Source organism: Streptomyces sp. NPDC028711 (assembly GCF_055565415.1).
In genome coordinates this window covers 729,877-748,134 of sequence record NZ_JBVHUJ010000002.1, presented here as the reverse complement: position 1 = coordinate 748,134, position 18,258 = coordinate 729,877, and the positions used below count along the sequence as shown (strand labels likewise).

Annotated in this window: 21 protein-coding genes; 8 read left to right on the top strand and 13 right to left on the bottom strand. The window is 71.3% G+C overall.

Annotation, left to right across the window (positions count from 1 at the left end):
* The first annotated feature begins 5 nt into the window (after window positions 1–5).
* The gene (locus ACZ4VK_RS09135) at window positions 6–896 is read left to right on the top strand and encodes an alpha/beta fold hydrolase (protein ID WP_468350084.1); all 891 of its coding nucleotides are present in this window, start codon (window positions 6–8) and stop codon (window positions 894–896) included.
* 209 nt (window positions 897–1,105) lie between these two features.
* Here ACZ4VK_RS09135 and ACZ4VK_RS09130 read toward each other — a convergent pair whose 3' ends face one another.
* The 6 genes from ACZ4VK_RS09130 to ACZ4VK_RS09105 form a co-directional block, all read right to left on the bottom strand.
* Entirely contained in the window at window positions 1,106–1,873 is a 768-nt protein-coding gene (locus ACZ4VK_RS09130; protein WP_468350082.1) for an SDR family NAD(P)-dependent oxidoreductase, read from the bottom strand.
* Window positions 1,870–2,028, bottom strand: coding sequence for a hypothetical protein (locus ACZ4VK_RS09125; RefSeq protein WP_468350080.1), 159 nt, complete (start codon window positions 2,026–2,028; stop codon window positions 1,870–1,872). Before ACZ4VK_RS09125 ends, ACZ4VK_RS09130 begins: the two co-directional genes overlap by 4 nt.
* Window positions 2,029–2,224: 196 nt before the next feature.
* Window positions 2,225–2,755 (bottom strand): cyclophilin-like fold protein, encoded by a 531-nt coding sequence (locus ACZ4VK_RS09120; RefSeq protein WP_468350078.1) that lies wholly within the window; start codon window positions 2,753–2,755, stop codon window positions 2,225–2,227.
* Window positions 2,756–2,775: 20 nt separating this feature from the next.
* The gene (locus ACZ4VK_RS09115; RefSeq protein ID WP_468350076.1) at window positions 2,776–3,441 is read right to left on the bottom strand and encodes an SDR family NAD(P)-dependent oxidoreductase; all 666 of its coding nucleotides are present in this window, start codon (window positions 3,439–3,441) and stop codon (window positions 2,776–2,778) included.
* Between the two features lie 104 nt (window positions 3,442–3,545).
* Window positions 3,546–3,953, bottom strand: coding sequence for a (R)-mandelonitrile lyase (locus ACZ4VK_RS09110; RefSeq protein ID WP_468350074.1), 408 nt, complete (start codon window positions 3,951–3,953; stop codon window positions 3,546–3,548).
* 29 nt (window positions 3,954–3,982) lie between these two features.
* Window positions 3,983–4,999: a zinc-dependent alcohol dehydrogenase family protein gene (locus ACZ4VK_RS09105; protein ID WP_468350072.1), complete on the bottom strand. Its 1,017-nt coding sequence runs from the start codon at window positions 4,997–4,999 to the stop codon at window positions 3,983–3,985.
* Window positions 5,000–5,200: 201 nt separating this feature from the next.
* Between ACZ4VK_RS09105 and ACZ4VK_RS09100 the strand changes: the two genes are divergently transcribed.
* On the top strand, window positions 5,201–6,085 hold the full coding sequence (locus ACZ4VK_RS09100; RefSeq protein WP_468350070.1) for a helix-turn-helix transcriptional regulator: 885 nt from the start codon (window positions 5,201–5,203) through the stop codon (window positions 6,083–6,085).
* A 241-nt stretch (window positions 6,086–6,326) separates the two neighbouring features.
* Here the strand turns inward: ACZ4VK_RS09100 and ACZ4VK_RS09095 are convergent, their stop codons facing one another.
* The 4 genes from ACZ4VK_RS09095 to ACZ4VK_RS09080 form a co-directional block, all read right to left on the bottom strand.
* Complete coding sequence (locus ACZ4VK_RS09095; protein WP_468350068.1) at window positions 6,327–6,965, bottom strand: P-loop NTPase family protein; 639 nt, start codon at window positions 6,963–6,965, stop codon at window positions 6,327–6,329.
* Window positions 6,962–8,002 (bottom strand): DUF6083 domain-containing protein, encoded by a 1,041-nt coding sequence (locus ACZ4VK_RS09090; protein ID WP_468350067.1) that lies wholly within the window; start codon window positions 8,000–8,002, stop codon window positions 6,962–6,964. Before ACZ4VK_RS09090 ends, ACZ4VK_RS09095 begins: the two co-directional genes overlap by 4 nt.
* Before the next feature lie 207 nt (window positions 8,003–8,209).
* On the bottom strand, window positions 8,210–8,413 hold the full coding sequence (locus ACZ4VK_RS09085; RefSeq protein ID WP_468350065.1) for a hypothetical protein: 204 nt from the start codon (window positions 8,411–8,413) through the stop codon (window positions 8,210–8,212).
* A 90-nt stretch (window positions 8,414–8,503) separates the two neighbouring features.
* On the bottom strand, window positions 8,504–8,950 hold the full coding sequence (locus ACZ4VK_RS09080) for an ATP-binding protein (protein WP_468350063.1): 447 nt from the start codon (window positions 8,948–8,950) through the stop codon (window positions 8,504–8,506).
* A 161-nt stretch (window positions 8,951–9,111) separates the two neighbouring features.
* Here ACZ4VK_RS09080 and ACZ4VK_RS09075 point away from each other — a divergent pair, with 161 nt between their 5' ends.
* Both ACZ4VK_RS09075 and ACZ4VK_RS09070 read left to right on the top strand, forming a co-directional pair.
* Window positions 9,112–9,978, top strand: coding sequence for a helix-turn-helix domain-containing protein (locus tag ACZ4VK_RS09075; protein ID WP_468350061.1), 867 nt, complete (start codon window positions 9,112–9,114; stop codon window positions 9,976–9,978).
* Window positions 9,975–10,160, top strand: a complete 186-nt coding sequence (locus ACZ4VK_RS09070; RefSeq protein WP_468350059.1) for a DUF397 domain-containing protein — start codon at window positions 9,975–9,977, stop codon at window positions 10,158–10,160. The genes ACZ4VK_RS09075 and ACZ4VK_RS09070 overlap by 4 nt, the downstream gene beginning before the upstream one ends.
* Window positions 10,161–10,187: 27 nt before the next feature.
* Here ACZ4VK_RS09070 and ACZ4VK_RS09065 read toward each other — a convergent pair whose 3' ends face one another.
* Complete coding sequence (locus tag ACZ4VK_RS09065) at window positions 10,188–11,603, bottom strand: hypothetical protein (RefSeq protein WP_468350057.1); 1,416 nt, start codon at window positions 11,601–11,603, stop codon at window positions 10,188–10,190.
* 170 nt (window positions 11,604–11,773) lie between these two features.
* Between ACZ4VK_RS09065 and ACZ4VK_RS09060 the strand changes: the two genes are divergently transcribed.
* The 3 genes from ACZ4VK_RS09060 to ACZ4VK_RS09050 all read left to right on the top strand — a co-directional run bounded on the left by ACZ4VK_RS09060 (window position 11,774) and on the right by ACZ4VK_RS09050 (window position 15,430).
* Window positions 11,774–12,520 carry a hypothetical protein gene (locus ACZ4VK_RS09060; protein WP_468350055.1) on the top strand — a complete coding sequence of 249 codons (747 nt, stop codon included), beginning with the start codon at window positions 11,774–11,776 and terminating at the stop codon, window positions 12,518–12,520.
* Between the two features lie 115 nt (window positions 12,521–12,635).
* On the top strand, window positions 12,636–13,229 hold the full coding sequence (locus ACZ4VK_RS09055; RefSeq protein ID WP_468350053.1) for a TetR/AcrR family transcriptional regulator: 594 nt from the start codon (window positions 12,636–12,638) through the stop codon (window positions 13,227–13,229).
* Window positions 13,230–13,366: 137 nt separating this feature from the next.
* Window positions 13,367–15,430, top strand: a complete 2,064-nt coding sequence (locus tag ACZ4VK_RS09050) for a galactose-binding domain-containing protein (RefSeq protein ID WP_468350051.1) — start codon at window positions 13,367–13,369, stop codon at window positions 15,428–15,430.
* A gap of 101 nt (window positions 15,431–15,531) precedes the next feature.
* Here ACZ4VK_RS09050 and ACZ4VK_RS09045 read toward each other — a convergent pair whose 3' ends face one another.
* Complete coding sequence (locus ACZ4VK_RS09045; protein WP_468350049.1) at window positions 15,532–16,830, bottom strand: YncE family protein; 1,299 nt, start codon at window positions 16,828–16,830, stop codon at window positions 15,532–15,534.
* A 166-nt stretch (window positions 16,831–16,996) separates the two neighbouring features.
* On the opposite strand from ACZ4VK_RS09045, the gene ACZ4VK_RS09040 reads away from it, so the two are divergent.
* Window positions 16,997–17,626: a CBS domain-containing protein gene (locus tag ACZ4VK_RS09040; protein WP_468350047.1), complete on the top strand. Its 630-nt coding sequence runs from the start codon at window positions 16,997–16,999 to the stop codon at window positions 17,624–17,626.
* Between the two features lie 199 nt (window positions 17,627–17,825).
* On the opposite strand, the gene ACZ4VK_RS09035 is transcribed toward ACZ4VK_RS09040, so the two are convergent.
* Window positions 17,826–18,125: a DUF1876 domain-containing protein gene (locus tag ACZ4VK_RS09035; protein ID WP_468350045.1), complete on the bottom strand. Its 300-nt coding sequence runs from the start codon at window positions 18,123–18,125 to the stop codon at window positions 17,826–17,828.
* Window positions 18,126–18,258 lie beyond the last annotated feature (133 nt).

Below are 18,258 nucleotides of genomic sequence, written 5' to 3'. Positions count from 1 at the left end.
TCCGAATGACCGACCATCAGCTGGAGTACCACGGTTTCCGGTTCGTGGCCCGCACGGCAACCGCAGGTGCCGGCGCCATCGAGCCCATCGTGATCATTGGTGGCTCCTCCCAGAACCGCTTGTCCTGGGTGCGGTACGAGCAGCAGCTTCTGGCACACACCAGCGTGCTGACCCTGGAGCTGCCCGGCTACGCGGACGCCGACCCGCTGCCGGCCGAGTACGGCATGGACTTCCTGGCCGACGCCGTCGGCCACGCCATCGACACGCTCGCCCTTGGACGCGTCAACGTGTTCGGCGGCTGCTTCGGCGCCTCCATCTCCTTGCACCTGGCGAAGCGGCAACCGCACCACATCAGCCGACTGATGCTGTTGGGCTTTGCGGCGAGCATGTCACCCCAGTACGTCGCCTCCGCACAGCGATGGCGGCAGATGTGGCAGGACGGCCGGCTCGACGAGATGGTGCAGGACATGATCGAGCGGTTCATGGCACCGCCGCACCACGGCGTCGTCCGGCGACGGGCCGCCGTGGAACGCCTCATGCGCCGCAAGTGGACCACCCGCGGCGAACGTGCGCTGGCCATGGACTTCACCCACCGCGACCGGCTCCTGTCCCATCCCTGGTGCCCGCCCGGCCTCGCGGTCACCGCCCCGGTCCTCGTGGCCACCGGCGAGCACGACATCCTCACCCCGCCGGACGCGGGGCGGCAGGTCGCCCGTGCACTGGGAGCGCGCTTCACCACGATCAGGGAAGCCGATCACCTCGTGCACCTCGAACGCGACGCCGAAGTGGCCGACCTGATGGCCCGCTACTTCACTGATCAGCCCCTCGATGACCTGCCGTACCTCACCGCTATGGAGTCCATGGCACCACCGGCCGCGCAGGCGGCGCTTTGTTGACGGCGTCCTGGTCGACGCTGTGAGATCTCGCGGCTCTTGTCATGACGCAGCGTGCTGACCGCAGGTTCTGAGGCAGTTTCAGAGTGTGTGTCGGCAGCGTGTCTCAGATCCATGGTCGTCGTCACGCAGGCGCCCCACTCGGGTGAGCAGCCGAGGCGAGTGGCAACGGCCTCGCTCCCCCCATCCGGCTCGACGCACCCCTGGTCCGGTTACTGGGCGGTGTAGCCGCCGTCGACGGGCAGGGCGATGCCGGTGACGTAGCTGGATCCGGGGCTGCACAGCCACAGGACGGCCTGGGCGATTTCGTCGGCGGTGCCGAGGCGGTCGATGGCCTGTCCGCTTTCAGCTTGGGAGCGGTCGAGCTCTCCGCCTTCAACCATGGCGTCGACCATGGGGGTGGCGATGGTGCCGGGGCAGACGGCGTTGATGCGGACGCCGCGAGCACCGTATTCGAGGGCGGCGCTCTTGGTCAGGCCGATCACGCCGTGCTTGGTGGCGTGGTAGGCGGCGCGGCCGGGGTTGCCGACCAGGCCGCCGAGAGAGGAGCAGTTGACGATGGCGCCGCTGCCCTGGTCGCGCATGTGGCGCAGTTCGTGCTTCATGCCGGCCCAGATGCCGCGCAGGTTGATGTTCTGGACGCGGTCGAACTGCTCGGCGCTCTCGTCGGCGGCGTCGGTGGGCGCGGACATGATGCCGGCGTTGTTGTAGGCCATGTCGAGCCGTCCGAAGGTCTCCGCGGTGCGGTCGACGGCCGCGGCGACCTGGTCCTCGTCGGCCACGTCGCAGACCAGGGCGAGCGCCCGGTGGCCGGCGTCGGTGAGGTCCTTCACCGCCTTGGTGACGGCGGCCTCGTCGATGTCGGCGAGGCCGACAGCGGCGCCCGCTTCGGCGAAGGCGCGGGCGGTGGCCAGGCCCATGCCCGAGGAGGCGCCGGTGACGAAGGCGACCTGGCCGGTGAAGTCGTAGGTGGGGTTCATGGCGGTTGCTCCCCGAAGTCGTACGGATGTGGTGTTCGGAGTGTGGTCGTGGTGGTGACTGGTGTCTGCCGCGGGGCGTCGGCGTCGGTGGTGTGACGGGCGACGATCCGCGAGGGGCCGCCGGTGCCGCGCAGCGCGAGGGCGATCAGGGGCATCAGGGTGAGCGCGGCGAAGACCGCGCCGACCAGGGCCGGCCCGGTCGGGCCGAGGGAGGAGCCCAGGGCCCGCCCCGCGACGAGCGAGCCTGCGGCGATGCAGGTGGGGGCGTCGCCGGCGATACGGACGGCGAGAGAGCTGACAACGGGGTTGACGGTGAACCCGGCCTCTGGGGAGTTCGGGCAGCCGCCCGGGTCAGGGGGCGGCTTCGATGGTGATGCGCGTCGCCCGGCCGAGCTGGTCGGCGCTGACGTCGAGGTGGCCGAGGACGAGCAGGTCGGCGGAGGGGGCGGGCCCGTCCTGGTAGAAGAGGGCCAGGTTGCCCCAGGGGGCGTAGTAGGCGATGTCGCCGGCCTTGGCCGCGACCGGTTCGGGGGCACCGGAGGTGTCCAGCTTGCGCGGCAGGTCGGCAACCCGCTCAATGCCGTGGAAGTCCTCCAGGTCCAGGGTGAGCGGGAGCAGCCCGGCGAAGTCGCGGGCGGCGGGGCTGTCGTTCAAGGTGGCCTCGACAGGGCGGCCGTCGAGAGTGACCCGGATGCCCATGGCGGTGCTCCTCTCGGAGGGGGATCGCGGGGTGGAGGCCGTCGTCTCCTGCAGACCCGGGGAGGCGGAGGAGGGGGCGGCCGGGGTGGTTTCCTGCGCGTCGCTGGAGCAGGCGGCCACGGCCAGCAGCAGGACGGCTGCCGGAGCGGCGCGGAGCAGACGGCGACGGACTGCGGAGTTCATGGAAGGGATCCCCGGGATGGTCATGCGGGCATGGGCTCGGCGTAGTGCCGGAAGGGACCGCGCTCGCTGTGGATGGCGTGCAGGCGCTCGGCCAGGGCCTTCGGGCTGGAGTGCTCGGCGTCCGGGCGGATCGCGCCAGGGACGATCAGCTGCGCGACGTGGATGTTCTCCGGCGCGAGGGCGTCGTGGAGCATCGAGACGTAGGCGCTCTCGGCGGCGAACGCGATCGAGGTCCCGGCCCGCTCGGGGTGGGGGCGGACGGCGCTGCCGCCGTTGACGAACAACAGCGTGCCCCGGCCCAGCTCCCGCATCCCGGGCAGGACGGCGTTCACACAGGTCACTGGGCCCTTGACGGAGAAGGCCAGCGGGTCGTCCAGGTCGGCGGCGGTGGTGTCGAGCACCGGCTTCATGAAGTCGCCGCGGGGCACCGGGCTGAACTGGAGAATCTCGATGGGCCCCAGCGTGTCGGCGGCTTCGTGCAGGGCCGAGGTGAGGGAGGCCGGGTCAAGGACGTCGGCAGTGAACCCGCGGGCCTGGACATTCCCCCGGGCCAGTTCGGCCACCAGGTTGTCCTGGTGCTGGATGCTGCGCGAGACGAGGGCGACGCGGTGGCCGGCGGCGCCGAAGCGGCGGGCGGCCGCGAGGCCCAGGCCCGGGCCGGCTCCGACGAGGGCGAACGTGGTCACGGTGGTTCTCCTCAAGGACGACGTGAGCGGGGCAAACCGTTTTCGGGACCGCCCGAGCAAAAAAAGGGGGCAGGCAGATGGGCGGGGCCGAGGACCGTCCGAGGTCAGACGGCCGGGGCTGCGGCGTACTCCTCGTCGGTGACGGGGGCCAGCCAGTGCACGACGTCGTGGGTCTCGTCGCCCTCGTTGATGGCCACGTGGACCATCAGCCGGTTCGGGGCGGCACCATGCCAGTGCTCCTCGCCGGCCTCGAACAGCACGCGGTCGCCGGGCCGGATGACCTCGACCGGTCCGCCGCGGCGCTGGCACAAGCCGACGCCCTCGGTGACGAAGACGGTCTGCCCGAGCGGGTGGCAGTGCCAGTGGGTGCGCGCGCCGGGCATGAAGTGCACCAGGGCCGCGGTGACCCGGGACGGGGCGGGGGCCGCGGCGACGGCATCGATGTAGACGTCGCCGGTGAACCAGTCTGCCGGTCCCTTGACGGTGTCGATCGAGCTGCGGGTGATCTGCATGATCGCTCCTTCAGATGGGGGGGGACGGTTCAGGGGGTGAGGAGAGTCTTGATGGCGAGGCGCTCGTCCATCGCCTTGTAGCCCTGGGCCACCTCGGCCAGGGGGAGAGTGAGGTCGAAGACCTTGCCCGGGTCGATCCGGGCGGTCAGGACGCGGTCGATGAGGTCGGGCAGGTAGCGGCGTACGGGAGCGGGCCCGCCGCGCAGGCCGACGTGGGAGAAGAACAGCTCCTGCCCGTCGACGGCGACGTCGTGGGGGACACCGACGAAGCCGACGCTGCCGCCGGGACGGGTGGAGTGCAGTGCCTGGCTCATGGCCTCGGCGGTGCCGACGCACTCCAGCACGCTGTCGGCGCCGATGCCCCCGGTCATCTCCTTGATCCGGGCGACGCCCTCCTCGCCACGCTCGGTGACGATGTCGGTGGCGCCGAAGGCCAGGGCGAGCTGCTGGCGGGACTCGTGGCGCGACATGGCGATGATCCGCTCCGCGCCCATCTCCTTCGCCGCGATCACACCGGACAGGCCCACCGCGCCGTCGCCGATGACCACGGCGGTCGAGCCGGGCCTCACCTCGGCGGCCTCCGCCGCCCACCAGCCGGTGCCCATGACATCCGACAGGGCCAGCAGGCTCGGCCACAGCGACTCGTCTGGGGTCTCGTCGAGGGAGACCAGGGTGCCGGCGGCGTTGGGGATGCGGACGTACTCGGCCTGGCAGGTCGACATGAACTCGCGGTGCAGACAGTTCGACGGGAACCCGTTCTTGCAGTTCGCGCAGGTGTTGTCCGAGGTGGCGAACGAGCCGACGACGAACTGGCCCGTCCGCAGGCCGGTGACCTCGGGCCCGACCTCCTCCACGAACCCGACGTACTCGTGGCCCATCGGGTGCGGGTCGCCGATCGGCTCCGCGCCCCGGTAGGGCCACAGGTCGGAGCCGCACACACAGGTGACGGCCGTCCGGATGACCGCGTCGGTGGGCTTGAGGATCTGCGGGTCGTCCAGGGTCTCGAAGCGGACGTCGCCGGGGGCGTGGATCACTGCTCCGCGCATGAGAGGTCTTCCTTACGTACGAGAGGGCCGAACTGTCCAAGAACAGCCCGCGTGCCGGCGTTCCCGCCCTGCCGGAAGAGCAGGGGGAGGAACCATCACGTCATCCAGGTAACCGGTACTTCGAACCCGCAGCGAGTCACCGACAAGGGGTGTACCAGCAGTACATCCCTCCGGCGCCGACCAAGCCGTACCGTCGAAAGCGTGGACAACCAAGCAGATGTCCGCGAGTTCCTCACCTCGCGGCGAGCCAAGATCACCCCCGAGCAGGCCGGACTGCCCGCCGGCCCCCGGCGCCGGGTCCCTGGCCTGCGCCGCAGCGAGGTCGCCGCCCTGGCCGACGTCAGCGTCGAGTACTACGCCAAACTGGAACGCGGCAACCTCGCCGGGGTCTCACCGGCCGTCCTCGAAGCCGTCGCCCGCGCCCTGCGGCTCGACGACGCCGAACGCGCCCACCTGCTCCACCTGGCCCGGACAGCCGACGGCTCCGACGCCCTCACCCGCCGACGACGCCGCACCACCCGCCAGTGGAAGCCACACCCGAGCCTGCAGTGGACCCTGGACGCCGTCACCGGATGCCCCGCCTTCGTCCGCAACGGCCGCATGGACCTCCTGGCCACCAACAGCCTGGCCCGCGCCTTCCACCACGATCTCTACGCCAACCCGCACAACCAGGCGAACTTCGCCCGCTTCCAGTTCCTCGACCCCCTCTCACGCCGCTTCTACCCCGACTGGGACCTGGCCGCGGACATCACCGTCGCCATCCTGCGCACCGAGGCCGGCCGCAACCCGCACGACAAGGCGCTCCACGACCTCGTGGGGGAGCTGTCCACCCGCAGCGACGCCTTCCGCACGCGCTGGGGAGCCCACGACGTCCGACTCCACGGCACCGGCACCAAGCGCTTCCACCACGATGCGGTCGGCGACCTCACCCTCGCCTACGAGGGGCTGGACCTGCGGGCCGACCCCGGCCTCGTCCTGACCATCTACACCGCCGAGCCCGGCTCACCCTCCGACGAGAGCCTGCGCCTGCTCGCCTCCTGGGCGGCCACACAGTCCGCTTCCACCGCGGAACCGGTAACCCGCTGAACGGACGGGCACCGCAGTAAGGGTCCATGGGTGTACCCGCTCGGTATACGGGCTCGCGTGAGCCTGTCCCGAGGGGAGGCCGCGCTATTTCGCCGTCAACCCAAAGAGCGAACAGGCCAGCCGGGAAGTCTCAGCTTCGTGGCCAACCGGCCACGAGGTGGCCATGGGCCGTGAGATTTGGCCACGCCATTTGAGATCCCACAGACGCGACGCGAGGTGCCCGGAGGCCCTCGAAGCTCGCTCACGACTCCCACGGGATGGAGGCCTTGTACGGGACGGGCCCGAAGCGGTCCTTGACGACGAGGACGTCCGCGCTGTCGGGGCTCGTCCGCTCCAGCAGGGCCAGGACGTCCGCGTGGTAGACGAGTTCTGCGGAAAGCCCCAGGTCAGCGAGGCGCATGGGTTCCGCTGCCGGAGGCGTGCGGTCGATCGGGATGAAGAGGAACACCGTCCGGTCGTCGGCGAGACGCTTCAGGCGCCTGCCGGCATCATCGATCTGCTCGGGCTCGCGCAAACGATCGCCGTCGGCGTCGCAGAGCCGGCTGAAGTCCTCGACGACGACCAGGTCCACCGGTCGCCGAGTGCCTGCGAACGACTCGACGTCCTCGACGATCTGCTGCGCCGTCAAGGCGGAGCGGAGCACCCGTCTGGCTCCGAGCTCGTGCGACGTCGGGGAGCTGGGATAGAGCAGGGTGCGAGCGTCGTGGGCCTGGGCGTGGTCGGCGAGTGCCGTGCTCAGTCGCGCCTCGTCGTCGGCCGGCACCCCCAGGGCGATCAGATGACCTACCCGGAAATGCAGCAGGGGGATGAGCTGTGGCCAGGGCGCGGGGACTCGGCTGTCCGCGAAGGCGCCGTCGTCCCTGGTGAAAGCCATGGTCACGGCGTGTTCCTTGGGGCGCGGGGCGGGACGGGATGCTGTCGAGGGGGGTCCTCTTCCACCGGCTCGATGAAGTACTGCCAGCGCCGATGAACACGGGCGCGGCGCCTTTCCGTGCGCTCGCAGCTCCAGCACAGCCAGCCCTCGTCCATTTTCCCGAGCGTGGCGTTCCGGCAGCCGTCGGCCGCGCATGTCGTGACGTCCTTGGCGGGCCCATCGTGGATGACGAGCTGATCGCCTTTCGCGGTGCGCTCGTAGCCTTCCGGGCGGGTGGTGAGGATGTAGTCGGCGTGGATGAGCGGATGGAACTGCGCGAGCTCGAACTTCACGTGATCAGGCTGGGAGGACCGGAAGCAGTCACCGCAGCGCTGCTTCCACCACCGGCGCAGGAACTCGAAGTCGTTGATGGTCCAGACCCACATGCGGCCGCCCGTCATGGACAGGATCTGCTGGCCCTGCCGACCAGGGGCATGGGGGATGTCGACCTCCTCCCATTTCCCTTCGTCGAGGTCGAAGACGCCGCCTTCGCACCGCTGCCCGGTCCTCGCGTCGGTCGCGATGCACTGGAGATCGTGGACCTCACCCGGCGCGATCCTCAGCGTGCCGTAGTACGAGATGACGTGCCGGATGTCCTCGACAATGTCGGGGTCGGCGGTCTCCGCTTCCGCTTCCTCCACCGGTTCGAGATAGGGAGAGAACTCTCCCCGCTCGATCCGGCCGCGCATGCGCACCGCGAGCCGTGCCACCACATCCTGAAGCTCGTCCGGGAGGTCGGGATGAGTGACGGCCGGGCAGATCGCGGGATGCGGGATCCTGCAGAACGCCGTCTGAGGGTCCCCGCCGGGGTAGGCGACGCCCTTGCTGAGGTGCCACCGCATCTTCGGCGGGATCAGCGGCGCGGGGAACTCCGTGGTGAGGGGGATCCGGAGGGTGTCGTACCGCTCGAACCACTCGATCGGTGTACCGCAGTACTTGCACCTGTCCACGGCCTTGCGGCGCAGAAGTCTGGTCTGGTTCGAGCGGTGCAGATACAGCGACACGCCTCGTGCCTCGTTCCCTGGTGCCCGGTGGATCTGGTCGAACTCCCAGAATACGGCAGGCCCTTGGGGGACGAGAGGCGCGCGGGACGCTTGGTGTCGGAGCGTCATACATCTCCGCAGCCGACAAGGGTCGGTGGGCTTCTGCGATGCAAGCCTGACACGGCGCAGTCCTACGATCGGCCCCGCAGGCGTCACTCTTTCGTGGGCTCAAGGAGTCTGGCCCGGCTTGAGGGTGCGTACGTCATCGGCCGACGGGCTGGGCGCGGCCTGGACGGCGGCGGTACGGTCCGTGGCCCCGCCCTCCGTTCCGCCGGCGGCCCATTCCGACAGCAGTGCGGCACCTGTCGCCGCCGCGACACCGATGGCCGTGAGGCGTGCGAGCCCTTGAGGGCGACCCGGGTTTCCTCCCATGGCGACGGCTCCTTCCGCGCGCGCCGCCGCATCCAGCTTCCTCCCGGGCCACGCGGACCGCAGGTCGGCGGGGCGTCGGGCCGGCGGCCCTCACGGACCGGGGGGCAGGCCGGGGCCGAGGGTCGCCCATACCGTCTTGCCGCCGGGTGGGTACGGCTCGACCCCCCAGTCGTCGGCGAGGGCGGCGACCAGCGGCAGTCCCCTGCCGCCGTCGCCGTCTCCCCCGCCCGGCCGGACCATGGCGGGCAGCCGGTCGCCGCGTGCGTCGGTGACTTCGATGCGGAGGCCGCCGTCCGACGGGTCGAGCGCGAGACCGAGCCGGAAGTCGCGTCCGGGAAGCCATCCGTGGAGTACGGCGTTCGCCGCGAGCTCCGCGACGACCTGCTCCGCACGTTCCGTGACGTCCCCCGGGGCGTCCCAGGCGTGGAGCTGTGCCACCGCCAGGAGCCGGGCGAGGCGCGCGCCACGCCGCGTGGACGAGAGGAGCTGGCTGAACCTGTGAGTCGTAGGCCTCAGTTGAGGCTTCGTCGCGTTCATGAGGCCACAGTGACGCCGTCCCGCCGCGCTCCGCGAGAGCCACACCCCGTACGCGCTGTCAGCGTACGGGCACCCAGGGTGGACAGTACGGTCCCTCCGCCGTCACGCTGAGTAGGCCGAACCGCGGGAGCTGCCGCGGGTGTACGTGGAGGTGGCGGCGTATGAGCATGGTCGAGGCCGAGAGCGATGACGGCGTACGGGCCCAGGAGTGGGAGCGGGAACCCGATCCGTCGGACAGTCTGCGGACGTTCGGCGCCGTCGTCCAGGCCCTGCGCGAGCACGCGGGCCTCAGCCGGGTGGAGTTCGGGGCGCGGGTCGGGTTCTCCAAACACACCGTGGAATCCGTGGAGTTGGGTCGCCGCATGCCGGACGAGGCGTTCGTCGAGCACGCGGAGGAGGCCCTCGGGAACACGGGCGCCCTCCGGAAGGCGGCCCGGCACCTGACGCGCGGCGAACCGGGGCTCGCGGCGTGGTTCCGGCGGTGGGCGCGGCTCGAGAAGGTGGCCGTCAGCCTGTGCACGTACGAGTGCCGGCTCGTGCCGGGGTTGCTGCAGTCGGCGGCGTACGCGCGGGCGGTGTTCGAGGGCACGATCCCGTTGCTGACCGATCAGCAGCTGGAGGCACAGCTCGCCGCCCGCCTGGAGCGGCAGCAGATGATGCGCGAGCGGCCGACGGTCCCGTTCAGCTTCATCGTGGAGGAGCACGTCCTGCGGCGCCGGTTCGGCGATGCCGAGCAGATGCGGGAGATGCTCGATCGCGTACTGGAGCTCAGTGCTCCGCGCAATGTGACGCTGCAGGTGGTGCCGCTGGAGGCAGGGTTGCACGCGTGCCTGGACGGGCCGGTGCGACTCCTGGAGACTCTGGAGGGGAAGCGGCTTTGTTACTCCGAGGGCCAGCAGAACGGGCGCCTGATCACGGACCCGAAAGAGGTGAGCCTCCTCTGTCAGCGCTATGAAACACTGCGGTCGCAGGCCCTGAACCCCATGGAATCGCGGGGCCTGCTGGAGCGACTGCGAGGAGAGCTATGACCACCACGACGGAACTCGCCTGGTTCAAGTCCAGCTACAGCGGCAGCCAGGGTGATGACTGCGTAGAGGTCGCCGTAGCCGAACAGGACGTGCACGTCCGGGACTCCAAGGACGTGAGCCGCCCCGCCTTCGCGGTCGGACGCGAGGGCTGGGGCCGGTTCGTGCGGTACGCGGCGGAGTAGCAGCCGGGACTCGTCCGCCGCGCGCGGTCAGTCGGAGGTCGGGCCCGGTGTCCCCGTGCCCGCGCGGCGGGCGGCGCCTCCCAGGAGGAGGAGCGCCGACACGACGGCGATGGCCCAGGGGGCGCCGCCGGCCGAGTGCTCCGGGTCGACGAACATGCTCGCGGAGACCAGGCCCAGGAACACGCCCGAGACCACCAGGCCGGTACCGGCGGGCAGCGAGCCCGCCGTACGCCACCGCCTGCGTGGGACCCACAGGCGCAGCAGGTCCGCCAGCATGGCCAGGGCGGCGAGGCGGGCCGTGATCCTGAACCACAGGGGGTCGGTCGCGTCGGCGCCCGTGCCGAGGACGGCCGTCATGCCGAAGAACGCCATGGGGACGAGCCAGCCGAGTTTCGCCCGGACTCCGTCCAGAGCGGCATGGGCGTCCGGCGCGGCTGCGGCCGCGTCGGGGGTCGCGCTCGCCGGGTTCGGACGCGGAGCGGCCTCCGGAGCGCGGGGAGCCGGGATGGCGGGCGCCGCCGGGACCGGTCTGAGCGCACGGGAGCGGGCCCTCCGGTCGCGGAGCCCCAGGTCGCCGAAACTGTCCACGTGCGCCGCGAGTTCGGCCTGGAGGTCGCGCAGGCGCTCGGCCATCGTGTCGAACTCCGCCCTGCGCCGCGCTGCTTCCTCCGCCGCCTCCCCCTCGGTGACGGCAAGGCGTTCCAGGGCCTCGGTGTGTACGTCGACCGCTTCGGCGCGGGCCGTCGCCGCGAGCTTCGGGGCTTCGTCCAGTTCGGCCTTGAGCCGGGTCCGCTCGTTCTCGATGATCTCGGCGATACGGTGCCGCTGGTCCGCCGGCAGCTCGTCGGGCGCCCGGGATTCGGCGCGGGCGAGGGCCGCCTGGCGCCACTCCATCAGCGGGCGGCCGCGATGTTCGCCGATGCCGTTGATGTGGACCTTGCGGCCCTGTGTGCGGTGGATGTAGAGCACCTCCCCGCCCTTGCCGTTGGGGGCCTTGCCCCAGGAGACGCGTCGGAAGTCGGCGGCCGTCCTGACGCCCTGGGCGGCGAGGTCGCGGACGAGGCCGCTGCCGATGCCGTTCACCTGGCTCGCGGTGAGGTGCGTGCTCCGGAGCGCCTGGTCGACGGCCTCGCGCCGCAGCACGGCGAGCGCCCTGCGCTCCTGGCTCTCGCGCTTCCCGTCGAGTCCGTTCAGCTTCCCCGTGAGCGACCGTTCGCTCTTGACCTGCTTCTCGTGAATGCGCTGAAGCGCCTTCCCGTGACGCGCCTCGGCACGGTCGCGCTCCCTGGCCTCGCGGTTCAGTCGCTGCCGGTCCGCGACCTCGAACGCCCGCCGTTTCGAGAGGATCCGCCGGTGCGCCTGGACGGACTCGACGATCCGCCGGCGCTCGGCGCGTATCTCGGAGGGGGTGGTGTCATGCGGAGAGGTGGTGCTGTCGATCACGAGGAGCTCACTCAGCGGTTCGGTTGTGGTGGGGCCGGATACGCATGATGCCAGTGCGTCTTCACCCGTCGAAGGCGCGGGCCGGGCGTCCGCAACCGCGGTACCCGGTGGCGCGTCTTCGACCCTGCCGTTCTGCGCATGGACGGCGGACACACAAGGGGGAATCTGCGATGTTCGGAACCACCGGAACCACCGGTAGCACCGGAACCATCGGGACCAGAAGAGCGGCGGCGCGTGGAGCGGGGCTGGTCACGGCTCTCGCGCTGGCGTCGCTCACGGTGGCGTGCCAGGGCCCGGAGGACGGCGGCGAGGGGTCGGGCTCGAAGCCCCGGAAGCCCGCCGCCACCTCGAAGACTCCCGGCGGCAAGCCGACCGGGGGTAAGGAATCGGCCAAGCCCTCGCCGACCGGGTCGAAGAAGCCCGGGAAGGGCACCCCGGCGGGCACGCTCACCTGTGACCAGCTGCGGAACGCCCCGCTCCAGGGGCCTTCCCTGCGGCTGCCCGACGCCCCCGAGGGGGGCATCGCCCTGACCGACGGCCGGTGGGAGGGCGACGGTGTGGTGATCGAGCTCCAGCCGCAGTGCGGCATCGGCGATGTGACGGGCGATCCGGCGGCCGACGCCGTGGCCGCCGTGAAGGTCACCACCGGTGGTACGGGCCGCTTCTACGCCCTCGTCACCTGGCGCAACGAGGCCGGGACTCCCGTACCGGCCGCCGCCGCCTCGCTCGGGGACCGTACGCCCGTGGTGTCGATCGACGCCTCCTCGCCTGCGCCGCGGCAGGCGACCGTCGTCTACCTGACCCGCGGGGAGACCGACCCCGCCGCCATCGTGACCATCCGGCGCACCGCCGTCTACCGGGTCACGGAGCCCGCCATGACCGAACTGCGCCGCAGCGACACCCCCTACACCCCCTGACGCGTACGCCCGTCCCGCCCCCGCCGTGCGTCGCCGGGCTCGCGCGGCGGGCCGCTCCCGCGCTGTCACCCGGCGTGGCTCTCGCCTACCCTTGCGCCGGACGCGAGGAGGAACCATGGGGCGGATGCCGTCGGCCGAACGACGCAGGCAGCTGGTCGAGGCGGCGATCAGGGCGATGACCAGGGACGGTGTCACCCGGACCACCACCCGGTCGATCTGCGCCGAGGCCGGTGTCTCGCTGAGCGTCTTCCACTACTGCTTCGATTCCAAGCAGGCCCTCCTGGAGGCCGCGATCGAGACGATCACCGGGAACTACGTGGCGCGGGTGATGTCGGCGGTCGAGCCGGGTGCCACGCTGCGGGAGACCGTGCGGGGCGCGCTCCAGACGTACTGGGACCATGTCACGGCCCACCCCGGCGAGCACATGCTCACGTACGACCTCACCCAGTACGCCCTGCGGGAGCCCGGGTTCGAACATCTGGCGCGCGCCCAGTACGAGCAGTACGTGGTGTCCGCGGGCGCCCTGGTCGAACAGGTGCGGGCGCTGAGGGGCCTTGAGCCGAGGGTGCCGGTGGAGACGATCGCGCGCTACCTGGCGGCCGTGATCGACGGTCTCACGTTGCAGTTCCTCGTCCTCGGCGACGAGAAGGCCGCCGCCGGACAGCTTGATCTGACAGCCGATCAGCTGGTGGCGATGATCGAGGGCTGACCGTGGCACCGGTGGTGTGTCCGGCGTCCCTTCGAACCGTCAGCAGGTCATCCGTCCCGGACTCTTGACTCACAGCACCGACACCGCGATCCTCGGGGCGCCCGGTACACCCCCACCGACCGGAGGCATCGCTGACCATGACTCGACCCCATTCGCGCGGGACCGGCGGCCGATCCGCCCTCCTGGCGCTGTTCCTGGCCCTGGCCGCCGTGCTCTTCGGCTCCGGCCCCGTCCCCGCCGCCGACGCCACCGGTCCGTGGTGGGAGCCCACGGCCCGGCCGGCGGCCGACTCGCGGATCAACGTCACGGGCGCGCCGTTCACCGGGACGGACGCGCAGGGGAAGGTGCGCGGCTTCGTCGACGCGCACAACCACCTGATGTCCAACGAGGGGTTCGGCGGCCGGCTCATCTGCGGCCAGACGTTCGCCGCGGGCGGTGCCCCCGAGGCGCTCAAGGACTGTCCCGAGCACTACCCCGACGGTTCGGGCGCGCTGTTCGAGAACATCACCGGCGGCGCCGACGGCCACCACGACCCGGTCGGCTGGCCGACGTTCAAGGACTGGCCCGCCCACAACTCCCTGACCCACCAGCAGAACTACTACGCATGGGTGGAGCGCGCCTGGCGCGGCGGGCAGCGCGTGCTCGTCAACGACCTGGTGACGAACGGCCTGATCTGCTCGATCCTGCCCCGGGACCGCAGCTGCGACGAGATGACGTCGATCCGCCTCCAGGCCCGCAAGACGTACGAGCTCCAGGAGTACGTCGACGGGTTGTACGGCGGTCCCGGCAAGGGCTGGTTCCGTATCGTCACCTCGGCCGCGCAGGCCCGTTCGGTGGTCGAGCAGGGCAAGCTCGCCGTCGTCCTGGGCGTCGAGACCTCGGAGCCGTTCGGCTGCAAGATGATCCTCGACGTGGCCCAGTGCGACAAGGAGGACATCGACCGCGGCCTCGACGAGCTGTACGGGCTCGGCGTGCGGAGCATGTTCCTCTGCCACAAGTTCGACAACGCGCTCTGCGGCGTGCGCTTCGACTCGGGGGCCATCGGCACGGCGGTCAACATCGGCCAGTTCCTGTCCACTGGCACGTTCTGGGCGACCGAGAAGTGCGCGGGACCGCAGCAGGACAACCCCATCGGGCTCGCGGCCGCCCCCGTGATGGCCTCCAAGCTGCCGCCCGGGGTGAGCGTCCCCTCGTACGCCTCCGACGCGAAGTGCAACACCCGGGGCCTGACGAGGCTCGGCGAACACGCGCTGCGGGGCATGATGGACCGCGGCATGATGCTGGAGCTCGATCACATGAGCGTCAAGGCGGCCGGCCGGGCGCTCGACATCCTGGAGTCCGAGGAGTACCCGGGCGTCCTCTCCACCCACAGCTGGATGGACCTGGACTGGACCGAGCGGCTCTACCGCCTGGGCGGTTTCGTCGCCCAGTACATGCACGGCGCGGAGGGTTTCATCGGCGAGGCCGGACAGAAGGCGGACCTCCGCGAGAAGTACGGGGTCGGTCTCGGGTACGGCACCGACATGAACGGGGTCGGCGGCTGGCCGGGCCCGGTCGGTCCTGACGCGCCGAACGCCGTCACGTACCCCTTCCGCAGCTTCGACGGCGGGTCGGTGATCGACCGCCAGGTGACGGGCGAGCGCACCTGGGACCTCAACACCGACGGCGCCGCGCACAACGGCATGGTGCCGGACTGGATCGAACAGATCCGGCTCAGCGGCGGCCAGGGCGTCGTGAACGAGCTGGCGCGCGGCGCGGAGTCGTACCTCACCACGTGGGGGGCGACGGAGAAGCACGAGCCGGGCGTCAACCTGGCCGCGGGCGCCGCCGCTTCGGCGAGCTCATCGGAGTGGAACCCGTTCACGAGCTACGCCCCCGGCCGGGCCGTCGACGGCGACGTGGGCACGCGCTGGGCGAGCGACTGGTCGGACGACCAGTGGATCGGCGTGGACCTCGGGGCGGTCCGCCGGATCGGCCGGGTCACCCTCGACTGGGAGCGGGCGTACGCACGCCAGTACCGGATCGAGGTGTCCGAGAACGGCACGGACTGGCGGACGGTGTGGTCCACGGACGCCGGGGACGGCGGATACGACACGGCGGAGTTCGCGTCGACGCCGGCCCGGTACGTACGGATCCACGGCGAACGGCGGGCGACCGAGTGGGGCTATTCGCTCCACGAGGTCGCGGTCCACAGGGCCTGAGGGCCTGAATGGCTCTGACCTGAGGGCCCGAGGGCCTGAGGGTCTGCTGCGGCGGGACCGGGCGGGTCGGTACTCGATCCGGCCGGTCCCGCCGCCGTCGCTCAACTTCCCGCCGCTCCGGTCCAGTCGGCCGGGATGCGGGCGAGCCGTACGCGCTGGGGATGGTCGCCGACGTCCACGGAGGCCACGCGCCGGCCGGTGGCGAAGTCGATCGCGGTCACCCGGTCGGCACCGCTCTCGGAGATCACACAGGACCGTCCGTCGCCGCTCACCGTCGCCCAGTACGGCTTGGACGCCTCGACGAGCGGGCCCTCCTGGAGCGTGGCGCGGTCGACCACCGTGGCGTAGTCGTCCATCGTCCCCGCGACGCAGAGCTTGGTGCCGTCGGGGCTCATCGAGAGGCCGTGATGACGCGAGTCGTTGACCCAGGTGGTGCGGTCGGGGTCGGTCGCCGGGTTGCCCGGGAGGGACTTGACCCGGGTGATCCGGTCGGTGGCGAGGTCGTACTCCAGGAACCCGTTGAAGAACGACACCTGGAAGTACAGCTTCTTCTCGTCCGGCGTGAAGACGAGCGGGCGGACGGCGTCGGAGAGGTCGCCGCGCCCGAAGGCGTCGAGGCGCTCGCGCATGTCGATGACGCGGACGGTCTCGAAGGTGCGGGCGTCGACGACGGTGATGCGGCGGTCGCCCTTGGTCCAGTCGAGCCAGGGGGCGTCGAGGGCGGTGGTGACCTCGCCGATGGACATGTTCCAGAGGAGTCCGTCGGAGGTGAAGACGTTCTCGTGCGGCTTGTCGCCCGTCTTGAAGGAGCCGACCTCGCGGCCGGTGGTGATGTCGAGGACGTGGACCGTGTTCCCCGTGGACGCGGAGACCGCGACGCGGGTGCCGTCGGGCGACACGGCCATGTGGTCGGCGCGGAAACCGGCCACCGGGAAGCGCCAGTTGATCCGCCCGGTGCGCAGGTCGAGGGAGACGACGTCGGCGAAGCTGGGCCGGGAGACGACCATGGCCGAACCGTCGGGGGTCGCGTACATGTCGTCGACGAACTGGTCGTGGCCCTCCCCCGGTCCCGAGCGGACACCGAGGAAGAACGCGAGCTTGACCGGATTCAGGTAGATCTCCCGGAGGCGTTCCTGCTTGTCGGGGATCACATCGAGGCGGCCGATGCGGTGGAAGTCGCCCTGGGCGGCGATGACGTCGGCCGTTCCGTCCCAGTTGTTGCCGACGAACATCGCCTCGCGGAGCCCGGCGGAGGCCGGCCCCTCGGGTGCGGCCGCTCCCGTGCCGCCGGCGGTGGCGACGAGGGTGAGGGCGACCGCGACGGCCGCCGCGAGGTGGCGGCCGCGGCGCGGGCGGGTGGGGTGGCGGAGGGGGCTCGGCGTGGGCGTGGGAGACGGCATGCAGGGTCCTTCTTCCGGCTCGCGGGGCTGGGCTTACCCGAAGTAACCATGTACATGTCAATTCTTGCAAGCCCTTTCCCGCCCCTGGTTTCGCGGGCCTCCCGTCCCATTCCGGCGCTCGGTGGGGGATCATGGAATCCGGGACCCAGAAGGGACGGAACGGACGATGAGGCACCGCAGCGTGGCCGACCTGATGACGCCGACCGCGGTGGTGGTGCAGCCCGGGACCTCGTTCAAGGAGATCGCGCGGCTCCTCGACGAGTACGGCATCACCGCGGTCCCCGTCGTCGACGAGGAGAACCGGCCCGTGGGCGTGGTATCCGAGGCCGACCTCCTGCGGCGGCACACGGCGAAGGGCGGGCCGAGCACCGCGGAGGCCATGATGTCCAGCCCCGTCGTGACGGCCCGGCCCTCGTGGACGGCGGTCGAGGCGGCCCGGCTGATGGAGCGCCACCGGGTGAAGCGGCTGCCGGTCGTGGACTCGGACGGACGGCTGGTCGGGGTGCTGAGCCGGAGCGATCTGCTCCAGCTGTTCCTGCGGAGGGACCGCTCGATCCAGGAGGAGATCCGCGAGGACGTCGTCGTCCGCATCCTGCGCCTCTCCCCGTCCGCCGTGCACATCGACGTCGACGAGGGGCACGTCACCCTCAGCGGCACGCTGGACCGCCCGGGGATCGGGCCGATCCTCGTGCGGCTGTGCGAGACGGTGGACGGGGTGGTGGAGGTCGAGGACCGGCTGACGTACGAGCAGGCGGAGGGGGCGGAAGGGGTTGAGGGGGCCGAGGGGGTGGTCTAGGAGGCAGTCCCCGTCGGGCCGAACCAGACGCACTCGGGCCAGACGCACTCGGGCGGGCTACGACGCCATCCGGCGCGAGCTGTCCACGACGCCGTCCCGCGCGGGCCGCCCGCCGCCACACCGCGCGCGGACGCACACGGTTCGAGCCCGGCCGGTGCCTCACGCCCCGCCGGGCCCTCGCCTTCGGGTGGCGGTCCCGTCAGGTGACCGCCTCCGGCCAGCCGTATCCGGGTCCGGTGTGCTGGGGTACGGTCCCCGCGCCCACCGCCTCCATCTCCCGGTTGGCCTCCCGCATCAGCTTGCCGGCCAGGTCCTTCATCGCCCGGCTCGCGGCGAGCTCGTCACCGATCGCCGGCACGTCCACGTCCGCCGGGTTGCACCGCGCGGAGCCGTGGCCCGTGATCGTCGAGTGGCCGGTGCGCAACCGGGCCTCGGCCCTGGTCGTGCCGCTCTCCTCGACCAGTTCCACGCCGACCGTCCACTCCAGGGTGCGGGTCATGGCCTGCCTCCTCGTACACCGAGCCGCGCCGAAACGAACCGCGGCCCCTTTCGATACCTCCAGGATCCACCGGCCGGGACCGGAACGCACGGGGGAACCCACGGGGGCCGGAAGAGCACCCTGCCGCACGACG